Annotated in this window: 15 protein-coding genes; 2 read left to right on the forward strand and 13 right to left on the reverse strand. The window is 60.9% G+C overall.

Annotation, left to right across the window (positions count from 1 at the left end):
* Window positions 1-115 precede the first annotated feature (115 nt).
* The 5 genes from TSACC_RS22300 to TSACC_RS16145 form a co-directional block, all read right to left on the reverse strand.
* Window positions 116-916, reverse strand: a complete 801-nt coding sequence (locus tag TSACC_RS22300) for a PEP-CTERM sorting domain-containing protein (RefSeq protein WP_075080249.1) — start codon at window positions 914-916, stop codon at window positions 116-118.
* 233 nt (window positions 917-1,149) lie between these two features.
* Window positions 1,150-1,623, reverse strand: coding sequence for an OsmC family protein (locus tag TSACC_RS16130; RefSeq protein ID WP_075080250.1), 474 nt, complete (start codon window positions 1,621-1,623; stop codon window positions 1,150-1,152).
* Between the two features lie 2 nt (window positions 1,624-1,625).
* Window positions 1,626-2,708 (reverse strand): linear amide C-N hydrolase, encoded by a 1,083-nt coding sequence (locus TSACC_RS16135; protein ID WP_075080251.1) that lies wholly within the window; start codon window positions 2,706-2,708, stop codon window positions 1,626-1,628.
* 36 nt (window positions 2,709-2,744) lie between these two features.
* A complete protein-coding gene (locus TSACC_RS16140; protein WP_075080252.1) occupies window positions 2,745-4,109 on the reverse strand; it encodes a sensor histidine kinase in 1,365 nt (454 codons plus the stop codon).
* Window positions 4,106-4,783 (reverse strand): response regulator, encoded by a 678-nt coding sequence (locus TSACC_RS16145; protein ID WP_075080253.1) that lies wholly within the window; start codon window positions 4,781-4,783, stop codon window positions 4,106-4,108. Before TSACC_RS16145 ends, TSACC_RS16140 begins: the two co-directional genes overlap by 4 nt.
* A gap of 96 nt (window positions 4,784-4,879) precedes the next feature.
* Here TSACC_RS16145 and TSACC_RS16150 point away from each other — a divergent pair, with 96 nt between their 5' ends.
* On the forward strand, window positions 4,880-6,157 hold the full coding sequence (locus TSACC_RS16150) for a geranylgeranyl reductase family protein (RefSeq protein ID WP_169809675.1): 1,278 nt from the start codon (window positions 4,880-4,882) through the stop codon (window positions 6,155-6,157).
* 289 nt (window positions 6,158-6,446) lie between these two features.
* Here TSACC_RS16150 and TSACC_RS16155 read toward each other — a convergent pair whose 3' ends face one another.
* The 8 genes from TSACC_RS16155 to TSACC_RS16190 form a co-directional block, all read right to left on the reverse strand.
* Window positions 6,447-8,114 carry a PEP-CTERM sorting domain-containing protein gene (locus TSACC_RS16155; protein WP_075080255.1) on the reverse strand — a complete coding sequence of 556 codons (1,668 nt, stop codon included), beginning with the start codon at window positions 8,112-8,114 and terminating at the stop codon, window positions 6,447-6,449.
* 409 nt (window positions 8,115-8,523) lie between these two features.
* Window positions 8,524-8,781, reverse strand: a complete 258-nt coding sequence (locus TSACC_RS16160; RefSeq protein WP_075080256.1) for a putative signal transducing protein — start codon at window positions 8,779-8,781, stop codon at window positions 8,524-8,526.
* Window positions 8,782-8,958: 177 nt separating this feature from the next.
* Window positions 8,959-9,435 carry a DUF3592 domain-containing protein gene (locus tag TSACC_RS16165; protein ID WP_075080257.1) on the reverse strand — a complete coding sequence of 159 codons (477 nt, stop codon included), beginning with the start codon at window positions 9,433-9,435 and terminating at the stop codon, window positions 8,959-8,961.
* A 17-nt stretch (window positions 9,436-9,452) separates the two neighbouring features.
* Entirely contained in the window at window positions 9,453-9,770 is a 318-nt protein-coding gene (locus tag TSACC_RS16170; RefSeq protein WP_075080258.1) for a HigA family addiction module antitoxin, read from the reverse strand.
* A 21-nt stretch (window positions 9,771-9,791) separates the two neighbouring features.
* Window positions 9,792-10,073: a type II toxin-antitoxin system RelE/ParE family toxin gene (locus TSACC_RS16175; protein WP_075080259.1), complete on the reverse strand. Its 282-nt coding sequence runs from the start codon at window positions 10,071-10,073 to the stop codon at window positions 9,792-9,794.
* 61 nt (window positions 10,074-10,134) lie between these two features.
* A complete protein-coding gene (locus tag TSACC_RS16180; protein WP_084400541.1) occupies window positions 10,135-10,614 on the reverse strand; it encodes a thiol-disulfide oxidoreductase DCC family protein in 480 nt (159 codons plus the stop codon).
* Window positions 10,580-11,959, reverse strand: a complete 1,380-nt coding sequence (gene mpl / locus TSACC_RS16185; RefSeq protein ID WP_075080260.1) for a UDP-N-acetylmuramate:L-alanyl-gamma-D-glutamyl-meso-diaminopimelate ligase — start codon at window positions 11,957-11,959, stop codon at window positions 10,580-10,582. Before mpl ends, TSACC_RS16180 begins: the two co-directional genes overlap by 35 nt.
* Before the next feature lie 48 nt (window positions 11,960-12,007).
* Entirely contained in the window at window positions 12,008-13,156 is a 1,149-nt protein-coding gene (locus TSACC_RS16190; RefSeq protein ID WP_075080261.1) for a sulfite reductase subunit alpha, read from the reverse strand.
* A 132-nt stretch (window positions 13,157-13,288) separates the two neighbouring features.
* Here TSACC_RS16190 and TSACC_RS16195 point away from each other — a divergent pair, with 132 nt between their 5' ends.
* Window positions 13,289-14,497: a hypothetical protein gene (locus TSACC_RS16195; RefSeq protein WP_075080262.1), complete on the forward strand. Its 1,209-nt coding sequence runs from the start codon at window positions 13,289-13,291 to the stop codon at window positions 14,495-14,497.
* Window positions 14,498-14,526 lie beyond the last annotated feature (29 nt).

Consider the following 14,526-nt stretch of genomic DNA (forward strand, 5'->3'; position numbering starts at 1 on the left):
GCACAACGAAGCAGCGGGAAGACTGAGCTACCTCCTGCGGAATCAGCTGATCCGCCTGAAGTGACTCCGTGATGTTACTCTTCCCCGGCGAACCCCGGGAGGATGACCGGCGGCTTCAGGCGCGCGCCATGCGGCGGCGATAGGCGGCAAAGACCAGCAATCCCCCTCCTGCAAGAAGCCCGAGCGTCGTCGGCTCCGGCACTGCTGTGGTGCTGAGATTGTCGATCGCAACGCCTCCACTCACCTGAAAGTAAATGTATGCCGTGCTGTCGCCAGCGATGGCGGGATTGTTGAAAGTCTGGGAGGCACTCGCCAGCAGCGAGCCGACCGTGCCGTCCGATGAAGCGCTGTTGAGCGTCCCCGTTACTGAGAAATTGTTGGACCCGAGATAAGAGACCGTAAGTTCGTAAAAGTACCAGTTTGTCGTCGTGGGCAAACCACCCGCTACCGGACTGACTTTCCATTCGGACTCACCTGATCCACTGTAGCTGGAAATGCCCATCTCGCCGCCATTCGCGCCCCCGCTCGTCACGTTGATGATCGGATAGTAAACACTGCCTCCATTGCCCGGCTGTCCATCCGTCAACAGCGGTACAGGCTCAGTTGTCACTCCCAGAGTCGGATTATTATTGGCATTTCCCTTGTAGTAAAAACTGACCTGCCAAGTATCGAGATTCCCCGAAAATGGCGTATTCAGGGTGAAAATTTGCCAAGGGCCATTCTCATAGTCCGTTGCCGAGATATCGAGGCAACCCGAGTTATTCAATCCACCCGTTCCGCTCTGGATCGTCAGCCCCGACTGCGCCGAGGAAAAATTTCCCGTCAGTTGTCCCGGCGTGTTGAAGTCGAAAAGCACCGCCCCATAAGACGCACCCACCACGGCAAATATCCCCAAAACGGCAACAACAGACTTCATGAGCGGGGCAGGGAATCTGAACTCTTTTCGGCCAGCAAGATTAAATCCTGCTCACAACATACATTGATACGCAGTCTCAATACGAAATTCGCAGTATATCCTTGACCCCCGCCTCACAACTTACCTTAACGCGCACGCGGCAAAGTCTATGACATGCCATCCGGCAGATGGACAGGCTGGCCTCTTCCGCGCCGGAGACGGTCTTTATCCGAAAAAATGATCAGGCCTCCCGCTTAACCTGCACCCTCCACCGTGAACACCCCCTCGCAACTCACGGGAAAATTCACCGACCGCGCGATGAAGCATACCTCGTGGATGCGCCCATGTATTGCCTGAGCCTTCTCCAGATCCGCCCCGGCGCGCACGGTGATGCGCGGGCGCAGCGTGGCGGAGACAAATCTCCCCGCACCTCCCGGCCCCGCTTCGCCCACACCCTCCGGCTCATCCTCATAGGCTAGCACGCCGATGCCGGCATCGGCGGCGTAGTGCAGATACCAGAGCATGTGGCAGGCGGAGAGTGCGGAAAGCAGCAGGTCCTCCGGGTTCATTTTCCCAGGATCGCCGCCGAGCAGCGGGTCGTTTGAACACGGGATCACCGTCTTGCCCGGCACTGCGATATCCCACGTGCGGTCGTACCCGCGATAGGTCGCCGTCCCGTCGCCCCGGTTGCCCGTCCAGACGATGCGCGAGGTGTAGCTATGCCCCATGCCTACTTGCCCGGCGTCGCCGCCAGCGGCGTGAAGGCCTGTGCGGGCTCAAGGTGCTTCGACGCATCGCCTGCGTAGAATTTTCCGCCCGTGAGCAGAAGGCGCTTCACCCCCGCCCCGGCGGAGAAATCGAGCTTCGTCAGGTCGATCCAGAAGGTATTCGGAACCGTCGCGGCGTCGTAATAGTATGTCAGGTGTTTGCTATCGGATACGGTCCGCCAGATGGTCGAGGCGATGTTGGGTTCGCCCGGGGTGGTGAGGCCTAGCGGTACGCTGACAGACCGGATCACGCTCATCATGGAGGCCACGCCCTGCACCGAGAGATCCTCACCCGGCACGGCCTTGATGAAGTTCTTGTCGATGCCGCGCGGGACGGAATTGATGCCGAAGGACGCTCGGGCAAAACGATCCGCCGCACGCGCAGTGCCGGGGAGGAAGTTGGTTCCTCCCACGCCGCTCCAATACTTCTCGATAGCGAGCTGCTGCGAGTACTCGGGCGAGTTGGTCATCACGGTGTACTGCGGGCCATGGTGGATCACGAGCTTGCCGTCGATGTACTCAAAGATGGCTGAGTCGCCCGTGGCGTCGGTGAGGGCGAGATGCCCGGTGGCGGGCGATCCGTCCGGCAGCTTCGGGGCGATGATGCGAAAGGGTTCCTTCTCCAGCGCCGCCACCGCCTCGGCGACCGTGGCATAGTTATCGAGGACGTACTGCGCCCACATGGAGATGCACATCGACGGCTTGTCCCCCACCGCGCCGTAGTCGGACTCCGCGAGGTAGAGCGTGTTGGCGACCAGCCCCTTTTCATTGATGCCGTCGACCGTGGCGATCTCATAGATCGTCGTGATCACGCTCCCGTACCTTGACTCCCAGGTGATCGATCCCGGCCCCGCCGCGCCATCACGCTTCATTCCGCGAGGGAAGACCCACAGGTTATTCTCGATCTCCTCCATCCAGTCCATCGATCGACCGGTCAGGACCGTTCCGTCATCGAGTTTGAGCACAGCGCGCGTACAGGCCGCAACCGGCGAAGCACTGGCTGCAAAACCCAGGCACGCCGCGAACAGGAGGGGGAAACTCTTCATTCCCCGATAGGAGCACGAACAGCCCGCTGGCTCAAGCTATAGCCCGGCGTCGTGACCCGTAGCCGAGAGGAAATCGACTCCCTCCGGCTCGTCCGTAGGGCGCAATTCCAGCCGGAAAACGGAACCACCGCCGTCATTGGGGAAACAGGAGATCGTTCCATTCAGGAGCTTCGCCAAGCGTGCCGCGATGAATAGCCCGAGACCATTGCTCGGCTCCCCGGCTGTCGGCAGATTCCCGGTGCGCTGAAATTTCTGAAAGAGATAAGGCGCCGCCTCTCCCGGGATGCCCGGGCCGGCATCCCGCACATCGATGCGGCACGCGCCATCCTCCCTCCGCCAGGCGATGCGCACAGTCGACCCCGGCGGCGAATACTTGATGGCATTGCTCAGGAGATTTTCCACCACCCGCAGGCACAGTACGGGATCGGTCGGCCAGAGCTCCTCCGTCCCGGAGCTTTCGATGACGATATCCGACCCTTTCTCCGCAGCCGAGGCGCCGAGGCTGTCCCGGGCGGCGAGGAGGAGTTCGCCGATGCGGGTCGGGCGAAACACAGGGACCTTTGCCCCTTGCTCGAGTTCGTGCGTCTCGAGCATGTCACCGACGAGCTCGACGAGATTGCTCAGCGCCTTGTCGCACTCCGCGACGACTTCGCGATAGGGCTCGCTCCGCCACTCTGGCTTCGTCCCCAGGATGCGAAACAGGCTGCGGATGTTCAGCAGCGGACCCTTGATGTCGTGGGCGGCCAGGAGCATCACCTCGTTCAGGTCCTCCGTCACCTTGAGTAGCCCCTCATTGGCCCGCCGCAAGGCCCGGCTGCGCAGGAAGGACTGCCAGTCCTTCGAAAAAAGCGTCCATGCCGCGATAACCGCCAGCACCAGGCTGTCGGTGCCGAGGAAGAGCGCCATGGCGGAGACGCCCTCGGGGCCTGCCGATGTCCACAGCTCCGCCAGATAGACGGCATGAGTCGCTCCGAGCAGGATGAGAAAATCCAGCGGCGGCAGGCGAAACAGCATGGCCGGAATCAGCAGGCCCAGGACGTAAACCGGATTATTCGGATACGTCCCCAGTGTGCTGAAGTAATACCCCGTCATCGAGACAAGGCAATACGCGTAGTAGGCCCGGACCACCCACAATCGCGTCCGGAGAAAGCCCGTCGTCTTTCTCAGCACCAGCGCCAGTGACAGGGAGATGATTCCCAGCCCGATGTCAAAGAGCGCCCAGGAGGTCATCTCGGGCAGCCGCGTGTAAATCAGGTTATACACCAGTCCGCCAATGCTGATGGGCAGATAGATGCCCGCGACCCACGCCATGCGGGTCAGGTTGCCGGGCGTGATCTCCTCGAGGAACTGCCTGTGGCTCTCGCGGGAGGCTTTTCCCCAGCTATGGGCGATCGTTTTCAAGGCTGCTGCCCGCTTGAGGATTCGCTCTCGCAATATGCTTCGGCACTACGCACCAGCTCGACGCCAGAGAGCAGATGGAGCTTTTGCTTGATGCGCTCGCGAACGGTCTGCACCGCCTCCAGGCTCACACCCAGCCGGGCGGCGATCTGCGCGGTGTCGTACCCCTCGCCCAAGAGGCGAAAAACATGCAGTTGCTGGATGGACAGTCCGTCCAGTCCCTCGGAGTTTCTCTCTCCTCCGCCGGCCTCGTCGATGAGGAGCTGGAGCACACTCTCACTGGCAAACAACCCACCGGCCGCCACCTTGCGCAGGGCTTCCAGCAGTTGCTCGTGCGGCGCGCTTTTCATTACATAACCCTTCGCGCCCAGCCGGAAAGCCCGCAACCCGTGCCGCGTCTCATCGAGGCTGGAATAAATCACGACCCGCGCCGCGGGAGCCACCCGCAGGATGCCCGGCAGCAGGTCCAGGCCACTCCGCCCGTCAAGCAGCAGGTCGAGTATGACGAGATCTGGCAGCTGGCGTTCCACCCAGGCGAGCAGTGGATGTCCCGGCTTTGGAGTTTCGCACAATTCAAAATCCGCGCAGTCCGACAGCATCGTCTTCACCGCGAGTAATACAATCGGATGATCATCCAGCAACAGGACCTTGCGCCGTGTTTCGGGAGAGCGCTGCATACCTGACAAATACGGGAGAATGCGCCTCCCGTCAGCCGTGAATTTCGGAGGAAATGGCCTCCAAAATCAGTCCGAATTACGGAGAAATGCCTGCTATTGCCTCGCACCCCCATCATTCCGCCTGACCCTGCACCTGCCCGGCATATCGCCAGTCGGGCCGTTTCCGAGGAATTTCCTCGCCGGGGGAAAATCCGGGTATTAGGTAGCGACAGCTTGCACCTCGAAAATCCAGATCCCGGCACGGTTTACGATGTCGCCATCGTCGGCGCAGGTCCGGCGGGCAGCACCGCCGCGCGCCTCCTCGCCGAGGGCGGCGCCCGTGTGGCGCTCATCGATAAAGCCGCCCTGCCGCGCTACAAGACCTGCGGCGGCGGGGTACTCGGGCGTGCGTACCGCCGGCTGCCCGACATCGCGCACTGCGCCGTTGAGCGTGAATTTCGCACCATCGCGCTGAACTTCCTGGATGGCGGCCCGACCCTCTCAGCCACACGGAAAGAACCGCTTGTTCACATGACCATGCGGCCGGAACTCGACCACCGCCTCGCCCTCGCCGCCCGCGACGCGGGAGCCGAGCTCGTGGAGTCGTGCCCCATCCGGTGCATCACGGAACATGCCGATGGGGTCACCTTGGAAAGCGACACGCACCACTTTCATGCACGCTTTGTCATCGGGGCCGATGGCATCCACAGCGTGGTGGCCAAGGCTGGCGGATGGTCCGACCTGCCGCATCTCGCCCCGGCGCTGGAGTGGGAAGTAACGGTGGCTCCAGAAGACTTTGCCCGCATCCAGGGCGACGCGCGGTTTGACTTCGACGTCATCGAGTCGGGTTATGCCTGGGTCTTCCCGAAGCACGACCACCTTTCCATTGGCATCCTGAGCGTAACGCCACGCTACCGCGATCTCCAAAAAAGGCTCGAGGAATACATGTCCCGCCTCGCCTTGGGAGACATCGTAAAGATCGATCGCCACGGCTGGCTCATTCCCCTCGCACCGCGCCGGGAACCTCTCGCTCGCGGTCGCATCCTCCTCGTCGGCGACGCCGCCGGACTCGTCGATCCCATCACCGCCGAGGGCATTTCGAATTCCCTCCTCAGCGGCCAGCTTGCCGCGACCGCCCTCTTGGAATCTCAATTCGATCCCAACGCCGTAGCGGATCGCTACTTAAGCCTCCTGCGTCCAGCCGTTCTCAATGAACTCCGCGCCGCCCGTCTTCTCGCCAGATTTCTTTACAAGCATGCGGGTCTGCGCCGGTGGGCCTTCCGCCGCCACGGCCAGCGCCTCGTCGATTTCGTTGCAGACATTGCAGCGGGCGACCGCGGGTATTGCGAAACTTTGCTAAAGTCAGCGAGCTATCTGAAGCTGCTAAGACGTTGAGGCAAGTCCCCCCTTACGGGACCACTCCCTTGCACCACCGGTCGTTTTGCGCCGCCTTTGCAGAAGATAAAACCTCCATGCACCGGCCCGCCTTAGGACGCACGCGTCCATTCCGACCGGTTCATTGGAGCGCCATCCTGCACCTTAACCCAATAGACGATTCGAGCGCGCTATATCGCCGACCGCCATTCGGATGTCTAGGACTGTCTTGTCGCTCGTAACAGCAGGCAGCCGGGAATACTACGAGACTCCCGGCGCTACCTCCGGCTTTCCAATCCTGCCGCAGAGCCTAGCTCTGAGCCGCGTTGCGTCGGCGCATGGCCCACCCCGCCAAAGCCAATCCACCCAGTCCGAGAAGAACCATCGAGGAAGGCTCCGGCACAGCTCCAGCAGTGCCGAGGCTCCACTCCAGTGTGGCGTTTCCAAAAACGTCTCCACCATTGAGGGGGCCGGTCTGCATGCCAATAAAGGTATCGCTGCCGATCGAAGTCGAGCCCCAGAAATCCTGCGAGGGGAACAAATAGGCCGGAGTCTGCTCAGAGGCCTTGAGGAGCTCGAGGAAGTAAGGGTTCACCAACGTGCCATCTGCCGCCTGCTGTTCCATCCAGGCTACGAGGTCCGTGCCGGTCAGGTTTCCCGCACGACCGCCTGCGATCTGGGCGCCCGCAGTCAGGATCTCAAAGTTATAGTTATCCTGCCCTGCCACCCACGGCACATAACCCGCCCAAGTGGGGAGCTGGGCGTTGTTCACGAAATTGGGAGTAAAGACCACCCCCGATGCCACTGCGTTGTAAAGCGCGTACCAAAGGTTCGGCCCATTGGAACCCAGATTGGTGACCCAGGCGGGAGTTGTCGTGAGCGCATTGGGCGATGACGTCCAGATACCGTTCAGCATTCCCTCGTTTTGGGAGATGCTGTAGGTGGCTCCCCCGGCATTGGTAACGGAGTTCCAAACCACGGAGTAGGAAGCTGTCGGGGACGGAGTACCTCCGTAAACCGTAAAGTCCGTCAGCGTCATTGTATAATTATTGTTGTTATCCTTGGAGAAGTTCACGTAGGCCGACCACATATTTCCGGAGGTCGTTCCGTCCGGCGACGTGATCTGCTGGGTGGAGGCCATGCGAAAACCTGCGCTTGTCCAGTTCGGCCCGGTGGCCGGAGAACCCGACACCCAGGCAGGCGCTGTCGACGATTTTGTGATCACCGAGTCCAGTGCTTCGGTAAAGCTCGTGATGGTCGAAGCGTCGATGTTTCCAGGGGCGGCCGAATTTTTGGTGATCCACCGTACGGGATTCGTAGCTCCCGGGTACGACATATTCTGGGAGAATCCGCCGTTCGAGGTCCCCAGCCAGGCATACCGCGACTGAGAGGCATAGCTGGCGATCTTACTGGCGACGGTGGCGGACGAAACACCGGTTTTCCCACCATAGGTCACCGTCGTCGGAGCAGGGCTCAGCGTTCCATTGGCCTGGACCTTCATCTGCGTGGAGAAATCCCAGCTATCGATCCAGCTGAGATCGAGAGTCCCCGGGTTACCGCCACTGAAGCTCCACTCAAAATAGTTGTTGGGAGACGTATTCAGAGAGCTGGAAGTCGGCGCGACTCCGCCCGGGCTGAGCACTGCGTACATGCGGGTACCGCCATCGGCAGCGTACAGACGCAACGCACCGTCCGTGATCGTGCTCAGCTGCACCGCCGTTCCATAGGTGCCTGCGCTCGAGTTCCCAGTGACGTAACTTGAGCCAGATTTGTAGTCGAACTGGAAATTGGAGAGCAGCCAGATATCAGACGTCTGAACATTGGCTCCATAATACTCGCCCGGCCCAAAGTTATTCGTGACCGTCAGGTCGTAGTAGGACTGAGCGAAAGCACCCGACCCAGCCAGCAATGCCGCAGCCGCGACTGCATAGGACCATTTGGTTCGGCGGTTGCCTGCGCGAGCGATAGGCTGGTTCACTTGAGTTGAGCGACAAACATGCATTTTCATCTCCCTATTTGCCCATTGAAAGCTTGGCAAGGAACAAATGCTCACAAAACCGACTTCTCGCGGACCCAAAAATTACCTAACAACATTTACCATTCCCGCACTTCTCTCGCCGGGCGCTCCGCCCACGGCCATCACCGTTCCCGTCTGAGCGCCTGGAGCCTTCCACCGCCACCGCCAGCGCCTCACCGATTTCGTCGCCGGCATCGCCATGGGCGACCGCATGCATTGCGAGACTTTGCTTAGCCCGGAAACTTATCTGAAACTGCTGCGCGCGTAAGGCCATACAAATCGTCCAGCCCGGTCGTCCTTACGAGACTTCACTCAGTTCCATGCGCTCCGCTCCGCAATTCCAGCAAATGTCGAAGCCTCCGGGCACCGACTAGCCACACGAGCCACACGTTCGTTCCGGCAGATGCGCTGGAGTGCCATCCCTCATCTCAAGGATCAGCGCAACAGCGCGGTCGTAGTCCCCGTCATTCACCGCGCAGAGCAAGGGAAAGAAAATCCCGCTCGGCATCTCGACGCCCGTCGTGTTCGTCACCTGATTCCGCACATACGTCAGGATTCCCGCATTATCGAGGACGGATTGAAAATACCCCACCCGGGCAGGCTCACGGTCGGTGAAGACGGCTTTCATAAGCCAAGCATACCTTATAAATGATCGCCAGGCACGCAAATCCGGTATGCGCAAGTTTTTCCGACGTTCCGCTCCTTAACTCTCACCAACTCCGGGACATCCCTGCGCTGCCCCCTAAGGATAATTAACTCGTCCGGATCGTCGTTTGATCTCGATCAATTGATCTCCGAAGCCTGGCTACGCTTTCAACATATAGAAAAACGCCCAAAAAAGCGCCGGCACAAATGACAATGCGAAGAGGAGGATGCCCATCGTCCACAGACCGCCCTTGTCCTTGGGCAGCAGGACGCACTTCTCCGGTTTGCCCGGACCAAAGTAGAGAGGCAAAACCCGACCTGCGGGAAACTTCTCACACGTGCGCTTCGCTCGTGCTAAGCTCCCCGCGAAGCTCAAACCACCGAATTGAATCTTCCGACCTCGCAAGGCCTTTCGCTCGTGTTCGAATTCGTAGATGATCTCTGGCGAGAAGACACGTCCGGTCATTGTTCCGGAGTTTGTTCTACTTCCAACCACCCTGCTGCTAACGATGGTTGCCGAGGCGGATTCCCAGCGCTTCGCCATCAGGAAGCCCCTCCATTCGATCAAGTAGCAGATCCAGAAGATCGCGAGCATTCCTGCCGCAATAATCGCGAGGATAAGCAGGGATAATTCCATACCGTTCGCCCCGGACTTCAGGCCGCCTTCAACCTCTCGGCGAACGGCGTAATGACTGGGTAGGTGGGCGTTTCCCGCTCCAGCTTGCGCAGGTCGTAATGGCTTTGCAGGTTCAGCCAGAACTTCGCCGTCGTCCCAAGGTATGCACCGAGCCGCAGAGCCATGTCGGGCGAGATCGCCCGCGTCCCGGCGAGAATTTGTCCGATGGCCGTCGCGCTCACGTGAATATCCTTGGCGATCCGGTACGGCGTGATCCCCAGCGGAACAAGAAATTCCTCCCGCAGGATTTCCCCCGGCGTGACCAGAGGGAGCAGCTTTTCTTTTTTCGTGTTCATGTTTGGTTTCCCTCTCAGGACTTAATGGTAATCCACGATTTCCACCTCCGATGGACCATTTGAGGTCCATCGAAAACAGATTCGCCACTGCTGATTGATCCGAATGCGGTGCTGCCCCTTCCGGTCGCCCTTGAGAGCTTCGAGCTGATTTCCCGGCGGCACGCGAAGATCAGTCAACTCCGCCGCAGCCTCCAGCATCGTCAGCTTTCGCGACATAATCGGCTGAATATTTGCCGGCAGTTTCCGGGAGTATCTCCCCTCGAAGACCTTTTGGGTTTCCTTGCAGGCGAAACTCAGAATCATTCAACGCTGGATATTAACGAATCGCGTTAATATCGTCAACCATTACTACTCGGTACGCGTCCTACCCCATCAACACCCGCCTGCGCTCCTCCGGGCTCAGTAGTCCGCATGCGGTGGTTTTACCAAAAAGGCGGTAGCGGTTGTCGGCGACGAGCTTGTAGACGAAATTGCGAAGGGCGCACGGGATGAGAAAGCCGATCTTCGTTAACGACCATGGAAACCCGAGGTCGGCCCAGACGTTAAGCGACACGTCGCTGTAGGTATACGAGCGCCCGCCCTTGAGCAGCACGATGGTGCCGGTGGGCGGCTCGGGGATGCGGGTCTCGGCGAGGAGACGCGCGGAGGTCTCAGAGTGATTCGGGATCAGGACAAACAGCCCCTCGCGGTCGGCGCGAATGACCGTGCGGGCGAAGCGGTTGCACAGCACGCACTCCGCGTCGATGAGGAGCACGCCGCCATGGGGGCCGAGAGCCCGCGAGACGGCTTCCGCGAAAGTCGCCTGCGGCCTAGAGCCGGTCGAGGAGTTTTTGGTGGATGCCATCGAAGCCGCCGTTGCTGAAGACCACCACAACGTCGCCCTCCTGCGCCAGCGGCGCAAGTTTCGCCACGATGTCGTCGGCGGTTGGCTCGTAAAAGGCGGGCTTCCCCTGCGCGGCGATGTCGGCCACGACCTTCTCCGGATTCAGCCGGTCGGCCTCCGGGAGCTGGTCGAGGCGTGCGACGCGAGCGATGAAGACCCCGTCGGCATCGACGAAGGCCTGCGGCAGGGCGTCCTGAAACACCGCGCGGCGCGTGGTATTTGACCGGGGCTCAAAGATGGCCCACAGCCGCGCGCTGCCGTAGCGCTCGCGCAGTCCGGCCAGCGTCTGCCTGATGGCGGTCGGATGATGTCCGAAATCGTCGATCACCGTGATCCCGCGCGTGATGCCGCGCACCTCCTGGCGGCGCTTGATGCCATTGAAAGTAGCCAGCGCCTCCTGGATTTGCGGCACCGGAATGCCGTAGAAATGAGCCGCCGAGGCCGCCATGGCCGCGTTGCGGATATTGAAGTCGCCGATGAGCGGGATCTGGAACTTCGCGCCGAAGAGTTCGAAGAACGACTCGCCGCCCTTCTGGTGCGGGTTGGCGATGTGGTTGCCCGCGTTGGGCGAGAAGCCGACCTCCACGATGGGCGCGGGGCATTTGCTCGCGACATCGAGGCAGTTCGCATCGTCGCCATTAACCAGCACCATGCCGTTGCCCGGCACGATGTTGAGCAGCCGGCGGAAGCTCGTCTTGATCTCGTCGAGATCCTTGTAGATGTCGGCGTGGTCAAACTCGATGTTGTTCACGATCACCAGCTCGGGGAGGTAGTGGATGAACTTTGAGCGCTTGTCGAAAAATGCCGTGTCGTACTCGTCGCCCTCGAGGATGAAGTACTTCGAGTCGCGCAGCTTCGACCCCTGGCCGAGATTGGCCGGGATGCCGCCGATGAGGTAGCTGGGCTCCTGCCCCGTGCTCTCAAAGATCCATGTGAGCATCGACGTGGTCGTCGTCTTGCCGTGCGTCCCGGTGACCACGAGATTGTGGCGACCGCGCAGGAAGAACTGCTTCAGCGTCTCGGGCAGCGAGAGGTAATACAGCTTGCGGTTCAGCACGGCCTCGACGGCGGCGTTGCCGCGCGTCATGGCGTTGCCGACCACGATCACATCCGCCGCCGGGATGTCCTCGGGGCGGAAGCCCTTGGTGATCGTGATACCCTTGCCCTCCAGGAAGGTGGACATGGGCGGGTAGACGTTGTCGTCCTGCCCGGTGATGATATAGCCCCGGTCGCGCATCGCGGCCGCCACGGCGCCCATGGCGGTGCCACAGATGCCGAGGAAATGAACATGCTGATGTTGCTGCATGAAGGGAGAGGGTACGACGCGCGCGCTCGGGGAATGTCGGGAGACGTCTTAGTAAACGTCCTTGCGGTAACGCTTGGCCTTCTTGAATTCCTCGATGTACTCCTTGGCCTGCTCGGGCGTCTTGCCGCCCGCTTTTTCCACGATGGTGTGGAGAGCCGCCTCGACATCCTTGGCCATGTTCTTGGCATCGCCGCAGACGTAGAAGTACCCGCCCGCCTCGAGCCACTCGTAAATCTCGGCGGCGTTCTCGATGAGGCGATGCTGGACGTAAATCTTCTCGGCCTGGTCGCGGGAGAAGGCGGTGGTGAGCTTCGTCAGTACGCCCGACTCCTGGTATTTCTCAAATTCCTCGCGGTAGAAGAAATCCGTCGCGGCATGCTGCTCGCCGAAGAAGAGCCAGTTCTTGCCCGTCGCACCCGTGGCGGCGCGCTCCTGGAGAAAGGCCCGGAACGGCGCGATGCCGGTGCCGGGGCCGACCATGATGACCGGGGCATTCAGATCCTCGGGCACGCGGAAGTGCTTCGCCGTGTGGGTGAAAACCGGCAGTCCGGCCTCGGAACGCTCTGCGAGGAAGGTCGAGCAGACCCCCTTGCGGAGGCGGTCGCTGCCCTTGGAATTGTAGCGCACGACGGCGACCGTGAGGTGCACGGCTTCGCCAACCGCCTTTTGCGACGAGGCGATGGAGTACAGGCGCGGCTGGAGCTTGCGCAGGACCTTGACGAATTCCTCCGGCGTGAACTTCGCTGCCGGGAACTCCTCGAGCACGTCGAGGATGTCGCGGCCCCAGAGGTAGTCGTCGAGCGAGGCCTTCTGGCCGGGATCGAGCAGGTCATTGAGAAAGGCGGCGGACTCGTCCTTGAGCGGCACGGCCTGGAGGATTTGCTTGGCCGGCTCCGTGATGACGTAGTCCTTCGTGAGCGCCTGGCGGATCGTGACGGTCTGGCCGTCGGGATTGGTCACCTGTTCGTCGCCGCTGAAGCCCTGGTTCGCCAGGATCAGCTCGACCAGTTCCGGGTCGTTCGTGGCAAACACGCCAAGCGAATCGCCCACCTCGTAGGTGAGTCCAGAACCCTCGAGCGAAATCTCAAAATGGCGGGTGTCTTTATTTGAGCCTTCAGCAGTAAGGCGTTGGTTGACCGTCAGTTTGGCAGGGAATGGGTTTTTGCGGGAGTACCCCGAGGCGGATTCCGTGGACATGGGTGTGGAGTAAATGGGAAGGTTTCCGCTCATGCAAGCGTTCAACGTGCCAAGACGAGGAACGAAATGGGATTTCCGGGGTTAAATCCCTTCATTGTGATCCCGTAAAGTTCTGCTAGTATCATGCTTCAAATGCTCAGCGTCGTAGTCAATGGCTTCTGGGTGGCCTTCATGGCCTCCGGGGCGTTGGGTGTTATCTCGATAGCTTCGCCGCACTCCGGTTTTGCCATCCTCTCGGCACTCGTGGCTGTCATGCTTTTCCTCGGCTCCTTCCCCATGCTCGCCCTCGTGCTGGCGACCGAACTGGTGCCGAAGCGGATCGTCCTCCCGATGCTCGGCTATCTCTGGGCGGGCGTCTACGTCTCTCTCTGGCCCTTCCCAGATCATGTCGTACCGTGGGTTTCCGGCGTATCGAACGTGCTCCAGGTCCTCCTCGGTCTCTTCCTTGCGTGGAAATTCCGCGCTCCCGGGCATACATGGAAAGCCCCCTTCGCCGCGCGCGAGGGCCGGTTTTTCCGCTGGCAGTACACGCTCATCGGGTGGTTCACCCTCCAGGCGGCGAGCCTTGTGGCGCTGGTGGCGATCTTTTTCGAAACCTCCGCGCTCATCAGTGCGACTACGGGCGGGTACGTGCGCCTGCGGCCCAATGGCCTGTATCTGGTCGAGCGGCAGTTCCGGGAAGGCGATCGCGAGGTGCGTCTCTCCGGCATGATGCACATCGCCACGGAGGAATTTTACGACGAGGTGCTCCCCAAGGCCGATCCGAAGCACCCCTCCGTCGTCCTGCTCGAGGGCGTGACTGACGACAAAAACCTCCTCGACGACAACCACCTCGACTACACGCGCGTCGCCCGGCTCTTCCAGCTCACCGCGCAAAGCGAGAGCACGTTTTCCCGCAAGGCTTACGCTCGCGCCAAGCTCCACAGTCACTCGAAAGAGGAGTCCCCCGGCGAAGCGGAAGAGTGGGGTAATGACAACTTCGCCAGCCATGAGTACCGCCACGCCGATGTCGACATCAGCAACCTGCGGCCCAAGACCATCGCCTACATCATCACGCTTTCCCGACTGATGGATGCCCCCACATGGCGCGATGTCCTGGCGGAACTCCAGAATCCCTCGTCGCCGATCAACGACTCCGACGCCCAGGCGCAGGTGTGGGACGACATCCTGCACGCCCGCAACCGCCGGCTCATCGCGGAGATTCAGTCCGCCCTTCCCGACTTCCAGCGCATCATCGTCCCCTGGGGCGCAGCTCATCTCTCGGAGATCGAGCGCTGGCTCAAGGGCCAGCACTTCGTCCAAAGCGGCGAAGTCGAGCGCCGCGCGCTGAAGTTTTTCTAGCAGCAAAAAAAGCGAGCCGCGCCTCGTGG

It is taken from the genome of Terrimicrobium sacchariphilum (assembly GCF_001613545.1).
GTDB classification, from domain to species: Bacteria; Verrucomicrobiota; Verrucomicrobiia; order Chthoniobacterales; family Terrimicrobiaceae; genus Terrimicrobium; species Terrimicrobium sacchariphilum.

Coding starts and splice junctions, on each gene's coding strand:
- TSACC_RS22300 (WP_075080249.1), bottom strand. CDS start 916: ATGAAGTCTGTTGTTGCCGTTTTGGGGATATTTGCCGTGGTGGGTGCG.
- TSACC_RS16130 (WP_075080250.1), bottom strand. CDS start 1,623: ATGGGGCATAGCTACACCTCGCGCATCGTCTGGACGGGCAACCGGGGC.
- TSACC_RS16135 (WP_075080251.1), bottom strand. CDS start 2,708: ATGAAGAGTTTCCCCCTCCTGTTCGCGGCGTGCCTGGGTTTTGCAGCC.
- TSACC_RS16145 (WP_075080253.1), bottom strand. CDS start 4,783: ATGCAGCGCTCTCCCGAAACACGGCGCAAGGTCCTGTTGCTGGATGAT.
- TSACC_RS16160 (WP_075080256.1), bottom strand. CDS start 8,781: ATGAAAGCCGTCTTCACCGACCGTGAGCCTGCCCGGGTGGGGTATTTT.
- TSACC_RS16165 (WP_075080257.1), bottom strand. CDS start 9,435: ATGGAATTATCCCTGCTTATCCTCGCGATTATTGCGGCAGGAATGCTC.
- TSACC_RS16170 (WP_075080258.1), bottom strand. CDS start 9,770: ATGAACACGAAAAAAGAAAAGCTGCTCCCTCTGGTCACGCCGGGGGAA.
- TSACC_RS16175 (WP_075080259.1), bottom strand. CDS start 10,073: ATGATTCTGAGTTTCGCCTGCAAGGAAACCCAAAAGGTCTTCGAGGGG.
- TSACC_RS16180 (WP_084400541.1), bottom strand. CDS start 10,614: ATGGCATCCACCAAAAACTCCTCGACCGGCTCTAGGCCGCAGGCGACT.
- mpl (WP_075080260.1), bottom strand. CDS start 11,959: ATGCAGCAACATCAGCATGTTCATTTCCTCGGCATCTGTGGCACCGCC.
- TSACC_RS16190 (WP_075080261.1), bottom strand. CDS start 13,156: ATGTCCACGGAATCCGCCTCGGGGTACTCCCGCAAAAACCCATTCCCT.
- TSACC_RS16195 (WP_075080262.1), top strand. CDS start 13,289: ATGCTCAGCGTCGTAGTCAATGGCTTCTGGGTGGCCTTCATGGCCTCC.